Source organism: Nocardioides psychrotolerans (genome assembly GCF_900113685.1).
Lineage (GTDB): Bacteria > Actinomycetota > Actinomycetes > Propionibacteriales > Nocardioidaceae > Nocardioides > Nocardioides psychrotolerans.
Map to the genome: position 1 here is coordinate 203,363 of NZ_FOQG01000004.1, position 17,718 is coordinate 221,080.

The window sequence follows — 17,718 nt, forward strand, 5'->3', positions numbered from 1 at the left end:
GATTCTCTCGATGAACAAGGTGCTCATCGCCCTTGTGGTGCTCTTCTTCGGCTTCTGGATGTTCACCGACCCCGGTGGCCTCGCCGATGCCACGAGCGCGGCCGGAGGTCAGGTGGCCGACTGGGGCGGCACCCTCTTCCGCGCGGTCATCGACTTCTTCGGTGAGCTCTAGGCGCTGCGCGTGGGGCTGCTGACCTCGTGGGGCGACCCGAAGATCTCCCGTCACCTCCTGCGCGAGGAGGGGGAGGTCATCGTCGACGAGGTGCGCCACCACTGGGTCGCCTACCTCCGGCCCTGCCTCGAGGGGCTGCTGGCGGTGGCGGCGCTGGTCGCCGTGCCGTTCGTGCACGTCGACATCGGCTGGGTGTTCCTGCTGATCGCGGCGGTGCTCGGAGCGCGGGCCGCCTGGGGGATCCTGCGCGAGCGGCGCGACCGCTTCGTGATCACCAACATGCGTGTCTTCCGGGTCCACGGGGTGCTGTCCACGCACCTCGCGACGATGCCGTTGAGCCGGATCCTCGACATCAGCGTCGTACGGCCGCTGCACGGGCGGCTCCTCGGCTTCGGGCACTTCTGCTTCGAGTCGGCCGCGCAGGAGCAAGGACTGCGCGACATCCGCTACGTCGGGCGCCCCGACGAGCGCGACCTCGCGATCCAGCGGGTCGTCCAGCGCTCGGGCCTGCGTGGCCCGCGCGTCGTCAACTGACGTCGGGCGTGCGTCCGCGACCGGCACCTGCTCCAATCAACAGGTGAACCTCGCCCAGCACCTGGCCCGTCTCCCCGCCGACCCCCGCATCGTCGTCACGGGCAACCATGCGACCCCGTGGACGACGCTGGGCCTCGTGGACGAGTTGTTGCCGTCGTACCGGCTGTGGATGCTGAACGCCCAGGCCGGCGTCCCCGACCGTGAGGGCGTGACGCTGGAGACGTCGTTCGTCGGGCCGGGCATGCGACGCAGCCCCCGGCTCAGCTATGTGCCGTCGCGGCTCTCGCTGGTGCCGGCGCTCTTCGCCGGGCCGGTGGCGCCGCACGCGGTCGTGCTCCACACCACCCGGCCCCGAGACGGCAAGGTGTCGCTGGGCGTCGAGGTCAACGTGCTGCCGGCGGCGATCGAAGCCGTACGACGTGCCGGTGGCGTGGTCGTCGCCCAGGTCAACGAGCGGATGCCGTGGACCTTCGGGGACGCCGAGGTCGACGTCGAGCACATCGACGTGATGGTCGAGGTCGACGAGCCGATGCTGCACTCGACCGGCAGCCCGGTCGACGCCGCGTCCGCCCGGATCGGAGAGGAGGTCGCGGCGCGGGTCGGCAACGGCGCGACCCTGCAGGCCGGCATCGGCGCGGTCCCGGACGCCACCTTGCGGGGCCTGGCGGCACGGAGGGGCCTGCGGATCTGGACCGAGATGTTCTCCGACAGCGTCCTCGAGCTCGAGCGCGCCGGAGCCCTCGAGCGGCAGGTGCCGATCACGGCGTCGTTCCTCTTCGGCTCACCCGAGCTGCTCGACTGGGTCGACGGCAACGAGCGCGTGCGGATGGTGCGCACCGAGATCACCAACGACCCCGCGCTGATCTCGCGCAACCCCGCGATGGTCAGCGTCAACACCGCCCTCCAGGTCGACCTCTTCGGGCAGGCCAACGCCTCGCGGATCGGGGCCCGGATCCACTCGGGCTTCGGGGGTCAGACCGACTTCATCGTCGGCGCCCTGCACAGCACGGGAGGCCAGGCCTTCATCGCGCTGCGTTCCTGGCACCCCAAGGCCGACTGCTCCACCGTCGTCGCGCTCGTCGACGAGCCGGTCACGTCCTTCCAGATGAGCGCGATCGTCACTGAGCAGGGCATCGCGGACGTCTTCGGTCGCGAACAGCGCGAGCAGGCCCGTCAGATCATCGAGAACGCCGCTCACCCGAGCGTGCGTGAGGAGCTGCGCGAGGAGGCGGTCGGGCTCGGGCTGGCCTAGCTGCTGTCCAGGGGCTCGGCCACCCGTGCGAGCTCGCCCACCGAGGCGGGGGCTCGACCGGCGATGAACGGGCTCGTCCCCCCGAGGGACAGGCCCGACATCCCCCCACCGACGTCCATCCGTCGACGTCCGCCGGACCTCCGGCTGACGACCTTGCCGGCGGCGTCCCTAGGATTGGCCCCATGACCCAGCAGCCGTTCACCCGTCCCGGAGCGTTCGACCTCTCCGCCCTCAAGCGCCCGGCCGCGCCTGCCCCGACAGCCGGCGGACCCGGACGAGGCGGACCCGGCGCAGGGGCAGCGCGTGGCGGCGCGAGTGGCGCGCCGACCGGCACGTCGTCCTACGTCCTGGAGGTGACCGAGGAGAACTTCCAGGCCGTCATCGAGCAGTCGATGACCGCACCGGTCATGCTCGCGTTCTACTCGCGCACGCGGATGCCCGAGAGCGGCCAGCTGGCCGATGACCTCGCAGCGCTGTCGGGCGAGTTCGAGGGCAGCTTCCTTGTCGGGCTCGTCGACATCGACGCAGCACCGGGCATCGCCCAGGCCATGCAGGTCCCCTCGATCCCGCTGGTCGTCGCCGTGCTCGACGGTCGGCCTGCGCCGTTGCTGCAGGACGCGCTGCCGATCGAGGAGCTCCGGGCCACCCTGACCCAGGTCATGCAGGGCCTCGCCGCCCAGGGCATGACCGCGCGCCACCAGCCGCTGACCGGCGCGCCCGCAGCCGAGGAGACCGACGGCGAGCCACCGGCCGACCCGCGCTACGCCGCGGCTGAGGACGCGCTGGCGCGCGACGACATCGACGGCGCTGTCGCGGAGTACCAGAAGCTCGTCACCGCCAACCCCGCCGACGTGGAGGCCGCCGCCGGACTGGCCATGGCCCGGGTCCTCCAACGCACCCGGGGGGTCGACCCGGCCGCCGCACGGGCCGCCGCCGACGCAGCCCCCGACGACGTCGAGACGCAGACCCTGGTTGCCGACCTCGACCTGCTCGACGGTGCCGTCGACGACGCCTTCGTCCGCGTCGTCGAGCTGGTCCGTCGTTCCTCGGGCGACGAGAAGAACGCCGCACGCGAGCACCTGCTCGGCCTCTTCGCCGCCGTGGGCAACGACGATCCGCGAGTCCTCAAGGGCCGTCAGGCGCTCGCGTCCGCGCTGTTCTGACCGACCGCTGACCTGCCGGTGTCGTCCGGGGCCTCCTAGGTGTTGCGCGGCTTCGGCCCGTGGCGGCGACGCCCCGGGCTGATGCTGCTCGGCATGGTCCCGGCGCTGCTCGTCCTCGCTGTGCAGGTGTCGCTCGTGGTGCCCGTCGGCGCGGTGCTCGTGATGCCGGCCGCGGTTGCGGGCGCCACGATGCTCGCCCGCGACCTTGTCGCGACCGCTGTCCAGACCCGGGTCTAGACAAGATCCAGGTCACCCGTGCCTCGCGGGGAGGTGGCGCGTTGTCCTGGCACACGACCCCCCCGGACGAACAGGTGCTGATGTGCTCACCACTCTCGACATGGGCCTGCACCACGCGGTGCTCGACCTGGCCAGCGGCGACGGCTTCCTGATCCTGCCGTTGTCTCGCACCGACGTGGTCCTGGACGGTGAGTCGCTGCACCGCGCGGACTTCCTCGCGGCGCTCGAGGAGCTCGACTACCGCGGCTGGTCGCTCAGCGAGCGCGACCCGGACGGCATCGCCCGGACCTACCAGGGCTTCACCTACGACGGCCGCGCGCTGGTCAGCCTCTACGGCAAGGACCCGCTGCTCCCCGACCTCGCCTTCGCCGCCCGGATCGACGCGTGGACCGCGATCAAGCGGGTCGCGCGCGACCACCGCACGCCCTATCTCCGCGACGGCCAGGACTCCCTCTAGCCCGCCGACCTCCCCAGTGCCGCCAGCACAGCGGCGACCGCGGGCGACGTGGTCATGCTGCGCCGGTGGACCGCGATGACCTCGCGGGTCGGCACCGGGTCATGAGCCGGTACGGCGACGAGGTCAGCGTGCAGGTCGGCGCGGCCCAGGCGCGGCACGAGCGCGATCCCGAGGCCCGCGCGCACGAGCGCGAGGTGGCTGTCGAACTCCATCGACTGGTGGGCGATGCGGGGGAGACGCCCCGTTCCGTCGTACATCCGGGTGAGCCACTCGCGACAGATCGTCCCCTCGTGCGTGGCGATCCAGTCCTCGTCGACGAGGTCGTGCGGGCTCACCCGCGTCCGTCCGGCGAGCGGGTGCTCGCGGTGCACGATGACGTCGGCCACGTCGTGGGCGACCGTGGTCGCCACGAGGTGCTCGGGGATCGCGAGCGCCACGTCGCCCCAACGGTGGACGACTCCGACCTCGTAGTGACCCGCAGCAACCAGGTCCACGGTGTCCCACGGCTCGCGCTCCGAGAGGCTCAGCGTGAGGTCGGGATGAGCGTCGCGCAGCGCCCGGACGACGGGAGCCACCAGCCCCCGCATGGCCGTGGAGAACGCCGCCAGCCGCAGGTGGCCGGCTACGGTCGCGGCCTGGCGGTGCAACCCCGCCTCGATCTCCTCGAGGTCGGTGAGCAACCGACCTCCGGCGTCGACGAGGTGCCGGCCGTGACTGGTCAGCATCACCCCGCGGCCCACGCGCTCGAGCAGCGGCACGCCCGTCTGCTTCTCCAGCCGCTTGACCTGTTGGGACACCGCGCTGGGGGTGAACCCCAGGGCCTCGGCGGCGGCGACGACCGATCCGTGGGTGTCGACGGCGCGCAACGAGCCCAGGGCGGCGAGATCGATCATGCAGGGATGCTACGCGATCAGGCGTAGCAACACTCGCTGGTGCTTACGGGTTTCCCCCACCAGACTGAGCCTTGTGAACCGCCGTGACTCCCTCCTCGCCGCTCTCGTCGCCACCGTGTGGGGCTTCAACTTCGTGGTGATCGACTGGGGGATGGACGGGGTGCCGCCGTTGCTGTTCCTCGCGCTGCGCTTCCTGCTCGTCCTGCTGCCGGCGATTCTCCTCGTGCCGCGACCGGACGCCTCCTGGCGCACGATCGCGCTGGTCGGGTCGTTCATGTCGCTCGGCCAGTTCGGCTTCCTGTACGTCGGGATGGCCGCGGGCATGCCGCCCGGCCTGGCAGCGCTGGTGCTGCAGGCCCAGGTGATCTTCACGATCCTGATCGCTGCGGGAGTGCTGCGCGAGCGCCCGACGACGGGCCAGGTGGCCGGGGTGACCCTCGGGGCGGTCGGGCTGGTCGTGGTGGCTCTCGGCAGGGGCGGCGAGGTGCCGCTCGTCGCGCTGCTGCTGTGCCTGGCGGGCGCGCTGTCGTGGGGCATCGGCAACGTCGTCGCCCGCGCCGCGCGGGTGACCGGCGGGCTGTCGCTGACCGTCTGGTCGGCCCTCGTCGTGCCGGTCCCGCTGCTCGCCCTGTCGCTGCTCGTCGACGGCCCGACCGCGGTCGCCGACGGGCTCGCTGCCCTCGGCTGGGAGGCCGGCCTGTCCACGCTCTACACCGCGGGTCTGGCCTCGCTGCTCGGCTACGGCATCTTCACCGCGCTCCTCGGGCGCAACCCGTCGTCGGCGGTCGTGCCGTGGGTGCTGCTCGCACCGGTCGTCGCGATGGCGTCGGCCTGGGCGCTGCTGGGTCAGCGACCCAACGGTGCCGAGGTCCTCGGTGGGTTGCTCCTGGTGCTCGGTGTGCTGGCGGCGCTGCGGCCACCACGCCGGTTCGTCGGGGGACGGGCGTCAGGGAGAGCGGCGTCAGCGTCCGGACTCGGTGTAGGCGGGACCGCCGTCGGGGGAGGCGAGGTTGGCGAGCGCCGCCTCGATCCGACGGGTCGTGAAGTCGGCGCACCGCTCGTGGACCTGCTCACCGGTGAGGAACTCCGCTGAGCGGATCTCCCTTGCCTGCTTGACGATCCGGTCGGTGATCGAGGCGGCGTGGACGCCGCCGTCGAAGACCAGGCAGAGCGCGTCGTCCCAACCGCCCCACGGCGGCAGCCAGTCGGTCAGCACCAGGGGCCCTGCGGGGATCGTCAGCCCGAGCTCCTCCTCGACCTCGCGCGACACCGCGAGCTGAGGAGACTCGCCGACCTCGACGACACCGCCGGGCAGGTCCCAGTCCTGCTTGTAGGTCAGCTGGCAGACCAGCACCCGGCCGTCGGCGTCGCGCACGAGCATCTGGCTGATCGCGCGCTTGCGCGGCAGGAAGGAGTTGAGGAGTGCGCGGAAGCCGCCCGGTTCGTCGACGGCGATGTCGGAGCTCAGCCGGGCATAGACGACGTGGTCGCCGTCGACGCCGCGCATGACGCCCTCGCGGCGCATCCCGGACCACGTGGCCACCCGCTGCGCGGCCTCGTCGTCGGCCGGGACGTGGGTCTCCACGCGGCCGTGAGCCTCGAGGGCGGCCGCGACCTCACGGCGCACGGTGTCGAGGGTGGTGGTCCAGTCGGCACCGGCGAGCGTCGGGGCCCACACGATGCGGGCAACGCCGTCGGCGACGGTCTCGGTGCTCGGCTCGTGACTCACGCTCCAACCCTAGTGTCCGCCCCCAGGCACGCCGAGTCGGCGCGATGTTGCAGGGTGAGGCCAATACCCCACCTGCTCCGGCCGCACGCCGAGTCGGCGCGAGGATGCGGGTGGGGGTGGGGGTGGGGCTGGGATCGCGGAGGTGCAGCTTCATCAAGGTATGCAGGCAGACCGCCACCTCCCACGGCCGAACGGCCGGCTGCGACGAGACTGCCCACGGCGACACGCCACCTCCCACGGCGTGCACGGCATGGGAAGTGGCGTTTCGTCGACGTACCTTGATGGAGCAGCCACCAACCCCGCGAGCACAGCATCGCCGCGCCACGAGCTCGACCCGCTGTGCAACAACGCGCCGACTCGGCAGGCTAGGGCCCGACCGCGGAGACCGGCTCGACCGCAGGAGCGGCAGCAGGCACGTGCCGCAACCACAGCGTGGCCAGCGGTGGGAGCACCAGGTCGGCGTGCGCCGGTTGGCCGTCGTGGTCGCCGTCGACCGCCGTCACGGCCCCGAGGTTGCCCACTCCGGAGCCGGCGTAGGTCGAGGAGTCGGTGTTGAGCACCTCCTCCCACGTGCCCCCGAGCGGCAGGCCCAGGCGGAATCCCTCGTGGGGGTGGTCGCGGAAGTTGGTGACCGACACCAGGTCGGGCCCGTTGCCCCGGCGGATGAACGAGTAGACGCTGCGCGCGGCGTCGTTGGCGTCGATCCACTGGAAGCCACCGGCTTCGTGGTCGCGCGACCAGGCAGCCGGGGTGTCGGCGTAGACCCGGTTGAGGTCACGCACCAGCGAGTGGACGCCCCGGTGCTCGGGGTGGTCGAGCAGCCACCAGTCAAGCTCGCGGGCCTCGGCCCACTCCGACTCCTGGCCGATCTCGCAGCCCATGAACAGCAGCTGCTTGCCGGGGTGGGCCCACATGTAGGCGAGGTAGGCGCGCAGGTTGGCGAGCTGCTGCCAGCGATCACCCGGCATCTTCCGCAGCAGGGAGCCCTTGCCGTGCACGACCTCGTCGTGCGAGATCGGGAGGACGTAGTTCTCCGCCCAGGCATAGGTGAGCGCGAAGGTCATCTCGTGGTGGTGGTAGGGACGGTGGACCGGCTCGCGCTTGAGGTAGCCCAACGAGTCGTGCATCCAGCCCATGTTCCACTTCAGGCCGAAGCCCAGGCCACCCTCGCTGGTGGGGCCGGTGACGCCCGGCCACGAGGTCGACTCCTCGGCGATGGTGACGACGCCGGGGACCCGCTTGTAGACGGTGGCGTTCATCTCCTGGAGGAACTGCACAGCTTCCAGGTTCTCGCGCCCGCCGAGCTTGTTGGGCGACCACTCGCCCTCCTCGCGCGCGTAGTCGAGGTAGAGCATCGAGGCGACGCCGTCGACGCGCAGGCCGTCGGCGTGGAACTCCTCGAGCCAGTAGAGCGCGTTGGCGTAGAGGAAGTTGCGGACCTCGGGACGCCCGAAGTTGAAGATGTGGGAGCCCCACTCCTGGTGCCAGCCACGCTGCGGGTTGGGGTCCTCGTAGAGCGGGGTGCCGTCGAAGTTGACCAGCGCCCAGGGGTCGGTCGCGAAATGCCCGGGGACCCAGTCGAGGATGACGCCGATGCCGGCCTGGTGCAGCCGCTCGATCAGGCGCCGCAGGCCATCGGGGTCGCCCAGCCGGGAGTCGGAGGCGAAGTACGACGTCACGTGGTAGCCCCAGGACCCGCCGAACGGGTGCTGCATCACCGGCATCATCTCCACGTGCGTGAAGCCGAGGTCTTGGAGGTAGGGGACCAGCTCGTCGGCCAGGTCGTCGAAGGAACGGCCGCTGCGCCAGGAAGCCAGGTGCACCTCGTAGATCGACATCGCCTCGGTGACCGCGGAGCCCGCGGCCCGCGCCGTCATCCACGCCTCGTCCTGCCACTCGTGGCGTGACTCGAAGACCACGGAGGAGGTCGCTGGGGCGACCTCGGAGTACGACGCCATCGGGTCGGCCTTCTCGCGCCACTGGGCGTCGGCACCGAGGACGACGTACTTGTAGCCCGCACCCGAGCCCACGGCCGGGACGAACAGCTCCCAGACGCCGGACCGCCCGAGCTGGCGCATCGGGTGCTCGCGCCCGTCCCAGCTGTTGAAGTCGGCCTTGAGCCGCACGGCACGGGCGCCGGGCGCCCACACCGCGAACGACGTGCCGCTGATCGGCTCGCCACCGGGGACGTCGTAGTGGTGCACGTGGGCGCCCAGGACGTCCCACAGCCGCTCGTGACGACCCTCGTTGATCAGGTGCAGGTCGACCTCGCCCAGGGTGGGCAGGAAGCGGTAGGGGTCGTCGAGGACGTGCAGTCCGCCGCCGGCGTAGGTCGTGGCGACACGGTAGTCAGGCACCTCCTCGCCTGGCACGACGCCGACCCAGATGCCCTCGTGCTCGTGGGTCAGCGCGGTCTCGGTGCCGCCGTGGCGCAGCACGACGGACTCGGCGAGCGGGCGCAGGACGCGCACAGTGATCCCGCCGTCGTGCGGGTGCGGGCCCAGGACGGCGTGGGGGTGGCCGTGCTCGCCGTGGACCACCTGGGAGAGCTCGGTGGTGTCGACCGGCTTGGCAGTCGGCTGGGCAGTCGGCTGGGTGTCGGTCATGTCGTCACGATCCTCGCGATGGCTTCGAGCGGGATGGAGATCCAGGTCGGTCGGTTGCGCTTCTCGTAGACGCACTCGTAGACCGCCTTGTCCGCGACGTAGGCGTCAAGGAGGACTCGCTCGTCCGGTCCGACCTCGCCTCCGGCGTAGGCGACCAGGAAGTGGTTGCGGTTGCGGTGTGCCCACTCGTAGGCGCGCACGTGGCGCTGGTTGAGCTCGTCGATGTCGTCGTCGGATCGTGTGCGCTCGACCACGTGGGGGGCATAGTCGAGGGAGCGCAGCATCCCCGCGACGTCGCGCCAGCGGGAGTCGGGAAGGCTCCGCTCGGCCAGCGTCTTGGCCGGCTCGCCCTCGAAGTCGACGATCTTCCAGCCCAGTGCCGTGCGCAGGGTCTGGCCGAGGTGCAGGTCGCCGTGAATCTGCTGCACCTCCACGTCCGGGAGTGAAGCGACCGAGGCGTAGAGCGCGTGCAGGCCGTCGGCGTACGACGCGAGGTCGGGCACGACGGTGAGTGCGGCGTCGAGCCGGGCCGACATGGTCGCGGCCACCGCAGCGGCCGGAGTGCTGCCGCGGCCAGTGGGGAAGTGCTCGGCCAGGGCGTCGTGGACCTCGCGCAGCGCCTCGCCGAGGCGGGAGGACTCGCCGGCGAAGTCGCCACCCACCTCGCCGGCGTGCAGGTCGGCCTCGGCGAAGAGGTTGCGCACGCTGGTGAGCGCGATGTCCCAGCCGTCGGTGGCCGTGCGCAGGAACTGCTGGAGCATCGCCAGCTGCGTCACGTCGCCGTCGGGGGACACGTACTCGACCCAGCCGTAGAGGGCGGCGACGTGCTCGGAGCCGGCCCGGGTCAGCACGTCGTGGACGCGCACGTCGGGGTTGATGCCCGGGGTCACCTTGCGGAAGACCTTCATCAGGGCGTCCTCCCCGAAGGACACCGAGGAGTTGGACTGCTCGCCGGTGAAGAGCGTCGCAGTGGCCGTCGTGTCGACCGCGTGGCCGGGGATCCGGTGGAACAGCAGCCCTCCCGCCGCGAGCGCGCCGTCGGGCGCGCCGGCGGCGGCCGCGAACGCGTCGAGCCAGCACGCCATCGCCGCGCGGTCGTGCAGGGCGTCGTAGGCGTGGACCCAGCCGCGGCCAGGCTCCTCCCACCACCCGACGAATGCATGGTCCAGGCGGGTCTCCGGCTCGGCGTAGAACGCCAGCGGCACCTGGTAGTGCTCGACGCGGTGCGGGTCGTCGGCGGCGACATCGGCGTAGGTGAGCTCGACGAGGTGGAGTGCGACGCGGGGCTCGGCCCCGGACGCGGGGGTCAGCTCGCCGAGGCGTCGTACGGCGGAGACGGTGAACGGACGGCCCTTGCCGCCGAACCAGCGGGTCTTCTCCACGTAGGTGACGAACACCTGCGGGTCCACGTGATCGATCAGGGTCGCGCTCGGCTCGGTCGTCACAGCAGCTGTCCCTCCTGGGGGTTGTCGCTAGGGATCAGGCGGAACCAGTAGAAGCCGTAGGCGCCGAGCGTGAGCAGGTAGGGGAGCTCTCCGATACGGGGGAAGGGGACCTCGCCGAGCATCTCGATGGGCACCATTCCCTCGAAGCGGCGCAGGTCCAGCTCCACCGGCTGCGGGAAGCGCGAGAGGTTGTTGACGCAGAGGATCACGTCGTCACCGTGCTGGCGGGCGTAGGAGAGCACGGTCGGGTTGGAGCCGCCGAGGTCCTCGAAGGTGCCGAGCCCGAAGGCGTCGTGGCCGCGACGGGCGTGGATCATCCGACGCATCCAGTGCAGCAAGGAGGAGGAGTTCTCCAGCTGGGCCTCGACGTTGACGCTCTGGTAGCCGTAGACCGGGTCCTGGATGGCGGGCAGGAAGAGCTTGCCGGGGGTCGCCGAGGAGAAGCCGGCGTTGCGGTCGGGGGTCCACTGCATCGGGGTCCGGACGCCGTCGCGGTCGCCGAGCCAGATGTTGTCGCCCATCCCGATCTCGTCGCCGTAGTAGAGGACGGGTGAGCCGGGCAGGGAGAGGAGCAGCGCGTTGAACAGCTCGATCTGGTTGACGTCGTTGTCGAGCAGGGGCGCCAGGCGTCGGCGGATGCCGATGTTGGCCTTCATCCGCGGGTCCTTGGCGTACTCGTTCCACATGTAGTCGCGGTCCTCGTCGCTGACCATCTCGAGCGTGAGCTCGTCGTGGTTGCGCAGGAAGATGCCCCACTGGCAGTGGCCCGGGATGGGCGGGGTCTGCTCGAGGATCTCCGAGATCGGGAAGCGCGACTCCCGTCGAACGGCCATGAAGATGCGCGGCATCACGGGGAAGTGGAAGCACATGTGGCACTCGTCGCCGATCCACTCGCCGGCGTCGTCCTCGGCGCTGCCGAAGTAGTCCACGACGTCGGCAGGCCACTGGTTGGCCTCGGCCAGCAGGATCCGGCCGGGGTAGTGCTCGTCGACGTAGGAGCGCACCTTGCGCAGGAAGGCGTGCGTCTCGGGGAGGTTCTCCCCGTTGGTGCCCGGTCGCTCGTAGAGGTAGGGCACCGCGTCGAGCCGGAAGCCGTCCAGGCCCATGTCGAACCAGAACGAGATGGCCTCGATGATCGCGTCGTGCACGGCCGGGTTGTCGTAGTTGAGGTCCGGCTGGTGGGAGAAGAACCGGTGCCAGAAGTACTGCTGGCGGACCGGGTCCCAGGTCCAGTTGGAGGGCTCGGTGTCGACGAAGATGACCCGGGCGTCCTGGTAGAGCTCGTCGGTGTCGGACCAGACGTAGAAGTCGCCGTAGGGACCGGTGGGGTCCTCGCGGCTGGCCTGGAACCACGAGTGCTGGTCGCTGGTGTGGTTCATGACGAAGTCGATGATCACCCGGATGCCGCGGGCGTGGGCCTCGTCGAGGAAGTGGTGGAAGTCCTCGACGGTGCCGGCCTCGGGGAGGATGTTGGTGAAGTCGGCGACGTCGTAGCCGCCGTCGCGCAGCGGTGAGCTGAAGAACGGCGGGACCCACAGGCAGTCAACCCCGAGCCACTGCAGGTAGTCGAGCTTCTCGGTGAGTCCTTTGAAGTCACCGGTGCCGTCGGCGTTGGAGTCTCGGAAGGACCGGACCATGACCTCGTAGAAGACGGCCGTCCTGAACCAGTCGGGAGTGTCGGCGGCAAGCGTCACGCAGTCCTCCTGACGGTGAGCACGTGGGCGGGTTCGTCGTGCGGGTCGAGACGCACGTAGCTGTGCTGGCTCCAGGTCCAGTCGGCGCCGGTGATCTCGTCGTGGACGCCGAAGCTGTCGTGACCGGCCAGGCCGAGCGACGCCAGGTCCAGGTGGACCATCGTCTCCCGGGTGCCGTGCGGGTCGAGGTTGACCACGACGATGACGATGTCGTCACCGGCGGTCTTGGAGAAGACCAGGATGTTCTCGTCGTCGCTGCTGTGGATCGTGACGTTGCGCAGCAGTCGCAGTGCGGGGTGCGCGCGGCGGACCTCGTTGAGCCGGGTGAGGTACGGCGCGAGGGAGCGTCCCTCGGCCTCCGCGGCGTCCCAGTCGCGGATGCGGACCTGGAACTTCTCGGTGTCGAGGTATTCCTCGCTGCCGGGCTTGACTGCCACGTGCTCGTAGAGCTCGTAGCCGGCGTAGACGCCCCAGCTGGGGGAGCCCGTCGCCGCGATGACCGCACGGATCTTGAAAGCCGCGGGGCCGCCGTACTGGAGGTAGCCGTGGAGGATGTCGGGGGTGTTGACGAAGAAGTTCGGCCGCATCAGGTGGTCGGACTCGCTCGACAGCTCGGTGAGGTAGTCCTCGATCTCCCAGCGGGCGGTGCGCCAGGTGAAGTAGGTGTAGGACTGGTGGAAGCCGATCGAGCCGAGCGCGTGCATCATCGCCGGGCGGGTGAAGGCCTCGGACAGGAACAGCACGTCGGGGTCCGTACGTCGGACCTCCTTCAGCAGCCACTCCCAGAAGGCCAGCGGCTTGGTGTGCGGGTTGTCGACCCGGAAGATCCGCACGCCGTGGGACATCCAGAGCCGCACCACGCGCAGCACCTCGCGGCAGATGCCGGTTGGGTCGTTGTCGAAGTTGACCGGGTAGATGTCCTGGTATTTCTTCGGCGGGTTCTCGGCGTAGGCGATGGTGCCGTCGGCGCGGGTGGTGAACCACTCCGGGTGACTGGTGACCCACGGGTGGTCGGGCGCCGCCTGGAGGGCGAGGTCGAGGGCGACCTCGAGCCCGAGCCGACCGGCTCGTGCCACGAAGGCGTCGAAGTCGGCGAAGTTGCCGAGGTCGGGGTGGATCGCGTCGTGCCCGCCCTCGATGGATCCGATGGCCCAGGGTGAGCCGGGGTCGTCGGGTCCAGGAGTGAGGGTGTTGTTGGGTCCCTTGCGGTTGACCTCGCCGATGGGGTGGATCGGTGGCAGGTAGATCACGTCGAAGCCCATCGCGGCGACGGCGTCGAGGCGACGGGCGGCGGTCTCGAAGTTGCCGCTCATCACGATGCCCGTGTCGGGGTCCTTGGTGGCGCCCTCCGAACGGGGGAAGAACTCATACCAGCTGCCGTAGAGAGCACGCTCACGATCGGCGTAGGCCGGGTAGGGGCCCTCCACCGAGACCAGCTCGCGCAGCGGGTGGGCGTCCACGACGGCCAGGAGGTCAGCCGACTGCAGCTGCGCCAGTCGCGCGGCGACCGGACGCTCCACGTCGCCCGCGGCGTGGACGGCGGCCGTCACGACCGAGCGCGCGGGCTGGTCGTCGTCCGGGAGACCGGCCAGGACCCGCTCGAGGAGCAGGCGCCCCTCGAGGAACATCAGCTCGACGTCGACGCCGGCGGGGATCTTCAGGCCGGCGTCGTGCTGCCAGGTGGCGATCGGGTCGGACCAGGCGTGCACCTCGAAGGTCCACACGCCGACGGCGTCGGGGGTGACCGACGCGTGGTAGCGGTCGGGCACCTCGGCGTCGGGCGTCATCCGCACGGGAGGTCGCCGGGTGCCGTCGGGGCCCACGAGGACGACCTCGGTCCCGAGCTTGTCGTGGCCCTCCCGGAACACGGTGGCGCTGACGGGCAGCGGCTCCCCGACGGTGGCCTTCGCGGCCTGCCGCCCGAGGTCCACGACGGGCATGACGTCCATGACGGGGATGCGGCCAACCATGCTTCCACCCTTGCCGGTCGCCGGGTGCCACGCAAGCCAGGACGCCCTGTCCCCCCCCGGAGGGTGAGACAGGGCGTCGTGGGTCCGGAGCGGACTCGGGCTTCCTCAGAACACCTGGAGCTCGGCCGCGTGGACGATGGTGCCCCGGTCGGACGCGGTCTTGCAGTCGGTGTCGTTGAGCGGGTCGGCGTCCTGCTCCCCGGCGTAGCCGACGAAGCCGGTGCACTGGTTCTCGAGCACGACCAGACGCACCGCGGCGGCCTTGGTCGCCTTGATCGCGAAGGACCTCAGGTTGAGGTCCGGCGCGACGGGACGGGGACGACGAGCGGGGAAGGCATCGCCCTTCGAGGTGAAGACGCGCTTCCAGACCGCCGAGGGCTTCGAGCAGGCCTTGAGGCAGGTCTCGATCGCGAAGCGACGCAGCGCGGTGAAGCGGGACCCGGAGTCGGGATCCGCCGCGAACGGCAGCTCCGTGCCCGACGCGGGCGCCGGGTTGAGGTAGGCGCTCACCTGGACCCGGCGGACCGTGTGGACCCCGCCGGCGAGGTCGACGGCCACGAAGGGCTTCGAGGCGTCGACGGTGGCGGCGGTCACGCCGCCCCAGTTGGTCTTCTCGGTGCCGTCGATGAGGAAGCCCGCGTTGCGGGAGCCGGGGGTCGAGCGGATCACCTTGGCGCCGGCGGCCTTGGCGGCGAGGTTCGTTCGGTCCAGGATCCGGTAGGACGCCTTGCCCGCCTTCACGGTCAACGTGAAGCGGGTGAAGCCACGGGTCTTGGAGACGAACAGCATCCGGTAGCGACCCGGCGTCATCGAGACGACGTTGTCGAGCTTGGTGCCCTTGAGCGTGTCACCCACCGGGGTCACCCGAGCCTCGTAGTCGCCGACGAAGAGCTTGCCGGGGCTCGTGCTGCGGAAGGTGAGCGAGCCGTTCTTGCTCTTCGGCGAGGCGAAGCTCGGGGTCGGCTCGTCGGAGTCGGCGTTGGGCACCGAAGCGCCCTTGCCCATGCCCCGGCGGGCGAAGGCGTCCCACATGACCTTCTGGTTGACGCCGTTGAAGCGCATCCGGTCGGCCGCGAGCATCGCGTCACGGGCGTCGAGCATCGACGTCGCGCCCTGCTGGAGCAGGAACGAGTCGAACATCAGCTGGACCCAGCGGCGGTTGCCCGGGCACAGCTGCGGGCGCTGGACGCCCTTGTCGCGGTTGCCCTGGGCGCACTTGAGCTGCAGCTTGGCGCGCGAGTAGTGGAAGCGCTCGACCTTGTTCCACTTGTTGACCAGGGCCTGGCGGACCTCCCACTGGGTGCCGTTCCAGATCTCCCCGTCAGCGTGGACCTCGGGGCCGGTGGTGTCGAAGCCGTAGTCGGAGTAGTTCAGCGGGTTGCGGTTGATGGCGTAGTCGCGGATGGCGACGTCCTTGTTGCCGGTGGCGTAGACGCCCACGGCCCAGATGTTGCCGCCGTTCTTGTAGCCGTGGCTGAACTGGTACTCGGCCGCGACCAGGTCGCTCCACGACTCGCCCATGGCGCCACCCTGCTCGGAGGTCAGGCCCTCGTCGGGCCCGCCCACCATGCGGCCACTGATCGCGTGGGTGTACTCGTGGCCGACGATGCCCATGTCGAGCCCGCCGTCGGTGCACGGGGCGTAGAACGCGCCGGCGATCGGCTGGAAGAGGTATTGGTTGGTGATGCCGGGCACGCCGTCCTGCAGCGTGATCTGGTTGGCGTTGTCCCGGCCCAGGAACGACGGCTGGCCGCCGCTGAGGGCGCCGGCCTGGGCATTGCCCACCTCGGGGTCGTTATCAACTCCGCCTCGGCCGATGTTGTCGACCTGGAGGTTGTAGTTCCGCTCGTTGAAGCCGAGGTAGTAGGAGTAGTCGTGCATCCGGTTGTGCGTGACGAAGAGGTTGGTCACGCTCGGGATGATGTCGTTGCCACCAGGCACGAGCTGGGTAGGACTGCAGCGGCTGTTGTTCCACGCGTCGGTGAACGGCGCGGTGTAGTCCTGCGTCGCCGACACGGGCGCCTGCATCAGGCCGCCGGGGGTCAACGGACTGGCCCAGGCCTCGTGGGTGTTGGCGTTGTTGCCGACGGTGGTCAGCGAGGAGGTGCCAGTGCTGGTGAGGACGTCCCAGGGGCCAGGAGCCTGGATGTTGCGGAGCGGCCCCGTGCTGAGGTTGCAGCCCGCGGCCACCAGCCAGCAGCCGATGACGCTGTTGCGCGGCGTGGTGCGCGAGGAGAAGTCCAGGGTCGGGTTGGCCGGGAAGAATCGCCAGCGTGGGTTGGGCGACAGGTCATCTGAGCCGGGGGTGGCCAGGTCGCTCGTCGTGATCGACGCCGCGTAGTTGCCGGGAGGGAGGAACGGCACGGTCGGGTCGGAGAAGGGGCAGACCTGGAGCGCGTAGGTGCCGGCCGGGATCGAGTCGGCGGTGTAGGTCGCAGTCTCCGGGCTGGTGCCGAGGTCGCCGTTGACGAGGAGCTCGTTGCCCGGGCCGAAGATCTTGACCTCGATGTCGTTGGCCGCGTTGACCGTCGAGGCGACGGCCACGATCTGCTTGGTGGCGTTGTCGGTCAGCTCGAACGCGTGCTTGGGCCCGCACTCGGTGGCGGTGATCGACCCGGTGAAGGGGACGAAGTCGCTGCTGTTCTCGACCTTGTTCTCGCGGTGGAGGACCTCGCCCGTGACGGCGTCGATCATCAGCGTGTAGGCCACCGCCGGGGCGGCCGCGGCGTCGACGACGTTGGACTCGAAGACCGGGCGGACGCTGCCGTCGGCCATCGCGAGGGCACGCAGGCGGACCAACTGCTCCTGCTGGAAGCCGGGGACCTGCAGGCGTGTCCACCCGTCGGAGACGGTCTTGGCGATCAGGTCGAGGTCGGCGCCGGGAATCGCCCGATCCACGTCGGCGGCGGCCTCGAGCCAGCCCTCGAGCGGGGTGAGCGTCGGGGCGGCCGGGGTGCCGGTGGTCTTGCTGATCGAGGAGGAGGCGTAGGCGATCTGGCCGTTCGCGACGCCGACGGTCACCATGCTGGCGAGCGCGGGCGTGAGGTTGCCGAAGCGTTGGCGGAAGAGCACGGCGCGCGCGTCGCTGAGGGCGAAGGGCTGCGAGCTGACCACGTCGAGGTCCGCGACCTGGGCGGGGGTGAGGCCGAAGGCAGCGGCGTTGCGGCTCAGCCACGTGCGCGCGGCGGCCACCGGGTCGGCCGAGGTGGCCGCCGCCAGCGCGCCGTCGGAGGGCAGTAGGGAGGACGGCGTGCCGAAGCGGTTCCACCGGACGTCGAGGACGCCCAGGCGGGCGACCGCGTCGCGCTGGGCCACCGACGGCAACGCGGTGCCGCGTGCGTCGACGTCCGCGAGCCCGTGGACCGGGTCTCCGAGGGTGCGGACCTCGCGCAGGTCGATCTCGTCGGCCGCGGTGGCGGCGTTCGCGACGGACGGTGCGGTGGAGGATGGAGCGTCGGCGACGGCCGGCAGCTGGAGGAGCCCGGGGACCAGGGTGACGGTCAGGAGGGCTGCGGCGGTCAGCGTGTGCCGGCGCCGCCGAGAGGGCAGTGAGGTCATGACCCCTC

The 17,718-nt window shown here is 70.7% G+C and carries 13 protein-coding genes and 1 pseudogene; 7 read left to right on the plus strand and 7 right to left on the minus strand.

From position 1 onward, the window contains the following. Nucleotides 1–10 precede the first annotated feature (10 nt). From BM204_RS22570 to BM204_RS07025, 6 genes are all read left to right on the plus strand, one after another. Nucleotides 11–172 carry a hypothetical protein gene (locus tag BM204_RS22570; protein WP_170259122.1) on the plus strand — a complete coding sequence of 54 codons (162 nt, stop codon included), beginning with the start codon at nucleotides 11–13 and terminating at the stop codon, nucleotides 170–172. Between the two features lie 18 nt (nucleotides 173–190). Then, complete coding sequence (locus tag BM204_RS07010) at nucleotides 191–706, plus strand: PH domain-containing protein (RefSeq protein WP_091111709.1); 516 nt, start codon at nucleotides 191–193, stop codon at nucleotides 704–706. 43 nt (nucleotides 707–749) lie between these two features. Continuing rightward, nucleotides 750–1,958 (plus strand): acetyl-CoA hydrolase/transferase family protein, encoded by a 1,209-nt coding sequence (locus tag BM204_RS07015; protein WP_091111560.1) that lies wholly within the window; start codon nucleotides 750–752, stop codon nucleotides 1,956–1,958. A 182-nt stretch (nucleotides 1,959–2,140) separates the two neighbouring features. Continuing rightward, nucleotides 2,141–3,121, plus strand: a complete 981-nt coding sequence (locus tag BM204_RS07020) for a co-chaperone YbbN (protein WP_091111562.1) — start codon at nucleotides 2,141–2,143, stop codon at nucleotides 3,119–3,121. A gap of 39 nt (nucleotides 3,122–3,160) precedes the next feature. After that, nucleotides 3,161–3,358 (plus strand): hypothetical protein, encoded by a 198-nt coding sequence (locus tag BM204_RS22180; protein WP_143099681.1) that lies wholly within the window; start codon nucleotides 3,161–3,163, stop codon nucleotides 3,356–3,358. A gap of 82 nt (nucleotides 3,359–3,440) precedes the next feature. Then, nucleotides 3,441–3,815, plus strand: a complete 375-nt coding sequence (locus BM204_RS07025; protein WP_091111563.1) for a hypothetical protein — start codon at nucleotides 3,441–3,443, stop codon at nucleotides 3,813–3,815. Here BM204_RS07025 and BM204_RS07030 read toward each other — a convergent pair. Beyond that, on the minus strand, nucleotides 3,812–4,708 hold the full coding sequence (locus tag BM204_RS07030; RefSeq protein ID WP_091111565.1) for a LysR family transcriptional regulator: 897 nt from the start codon (nucleotides 4,706–4,708) through the stop codon (nucleotides 3,812–3,814). The genes BM204_RS07025 and BM204_RS07030 overlap by 4 nt on opposite strands. Between BM204_RS07030 and BM204_RS07035 the strand changes: the two are divergent. Beyond that, a pseudogene (locus BM204_RS07035) lies at nucleotides 4,707–5,603 on the plus strand (EamA family transporter); the annotation flags it as partial. The gene BM204_RS07030 and the pseudogene BM204_RS07035 overlap by 2 nt on opposite strands. A 66-nt stretch (nucleotides 5,604–5,669) precedes the next feature. Here the strand turns inward: BM204_RS07035 and BM204_RS07040 are convergent. From BM204_RS07040 to BM204_RS07065, 6 genes are all read right to left on the minus strand, one after another. Next, nucleotides 5,670–6,437, minus strand: coding sequence for an NUDIX hydrolase (locus BM204_RS07040; RefSeq protein ID WP_091111566.1), 768 nt, complete (start codon nucleotides 6,435–6,437; stop codon nucleotides 5,670–5,672). 365 nt (nucleotides 6,438–6,802) lie between these two features. After that, the gene (gene glgB / locus BM204_RS07045) at nucleotides 6,803–9,043 is read right to left on the minus strand and encodes a 1,4-alpha-glucan branching protein GlgB (RefSeq protein ID WP_091111568.1); all 2,241 of its coding nucleotides are present in this window, start codon (nucleotides 9,041–9,043) and stop codon (nucleotides 6,803–6,805) included. Beyond that, complete coding sequence (locus BM204_RS07050; RefSeq protein ID WP_170259121.1) at nucleotides 9,040–10,488, minus strand: maltokinase N-terminal cap-like domain-containing protein; 1,449 nt, start codon at nucleotides 10,486–10,488, stop codon at nucleotides 9,040–9,042. Before BM204_RS07050 ends, glgB begins: the two co-directional genes overlap by 4 nt. Then, the gene (gene treS / locus BM204_RS07055) at nucleotides 10,485–12,182 is read right to left on the minus strand and encodes a maltose alpha-D-glucosyltransferase (RefSeq protein ID WP_246166190.1); all 1,698 of its coding nucleotides are present in this window, start codon (nucleotides 12,180–12,182) and stop codon (nucleotides 10,485–10,487) included. Before treS ends, BM204_RS07050 begins: the two co-directional genes overlap by 4 nt. After that, nucleotides 12,179–14,152 (minus strand): alpha-1,4-glucan--maltose-1-phosphate maltosyltransferase, encoded by a 1,974-nt coding sequence (locus tag BM204_RS07060; RefSeq protein ID WP_091111569.1) that lies wholly within the window; start codon nucleotides 14,150–14,152, stop codon nucleotides 12,179–12,181. The genes treS and BM204_RS07060 overlap by 4 nt, the downstream gene beginning before the upstream one ends. Nucleotides 14,153–14,257: 105 nt before the next feature. Next, nucleotides 14,258–17,710, minus strand: a complete 3,453-nt coding sequence (locus BM204_RS07065; protein WP_091111571.1) for a M36 family metallopeptidase — start codon at nucleotides 17,708–17,710, stop codon at nucleotides 14,258–14,260. Nucleotides 17,711–17,718: the final 8 nt, after the last annotated feature.

Excerpts from the sequence above, each read along its gene's own strand:
- BM204_RS07065 (WP_091111571.1), bottom strand. The coding sequence starts at position 17,710 with ATGACCTCACTGCCCTCTCGGCGGCGCCGGCACACGCTGACCGCCGCA.
- BM204_RS22570 (WP_170259122.1), top strand. The coding sequence starts at position 11 with ATGAACAAGGTGCTCATCGCCCTTGTGGTGCTCTTCTTCGGCTTCTGG.
- BM204_RS07060 (WP_091111569.1), bottom strand. The coding sequence starts at position 14,152 with ATGGTTGGCCGCATCCCCGTCATGGACGTCATGCCCGTCGTGGACCTC.
- glgB (WP_091111568.1), bottom strand. The coding sequence starts at position 9,043 with ATGACCGACACCCAGCCGACTGCCCAGCCGACTGCCAAGCCGGTCGAC.
- BM204_RS07030 (WP_091111565.1), bottom strand. The coding sequence starts at position 4,708 with ATGATCGATCTCGCCGCCCTGGGCTCGTTGCGCGCCGTCGACACCCAC.
- BM204_RS07020 (WP_091111562.1), top strand. The coding sequence starts at position 2,141 with ATGACCCAGCAGCCGTTCACCCGTCCCGGAGCGTTCGACCTCTCCGCC.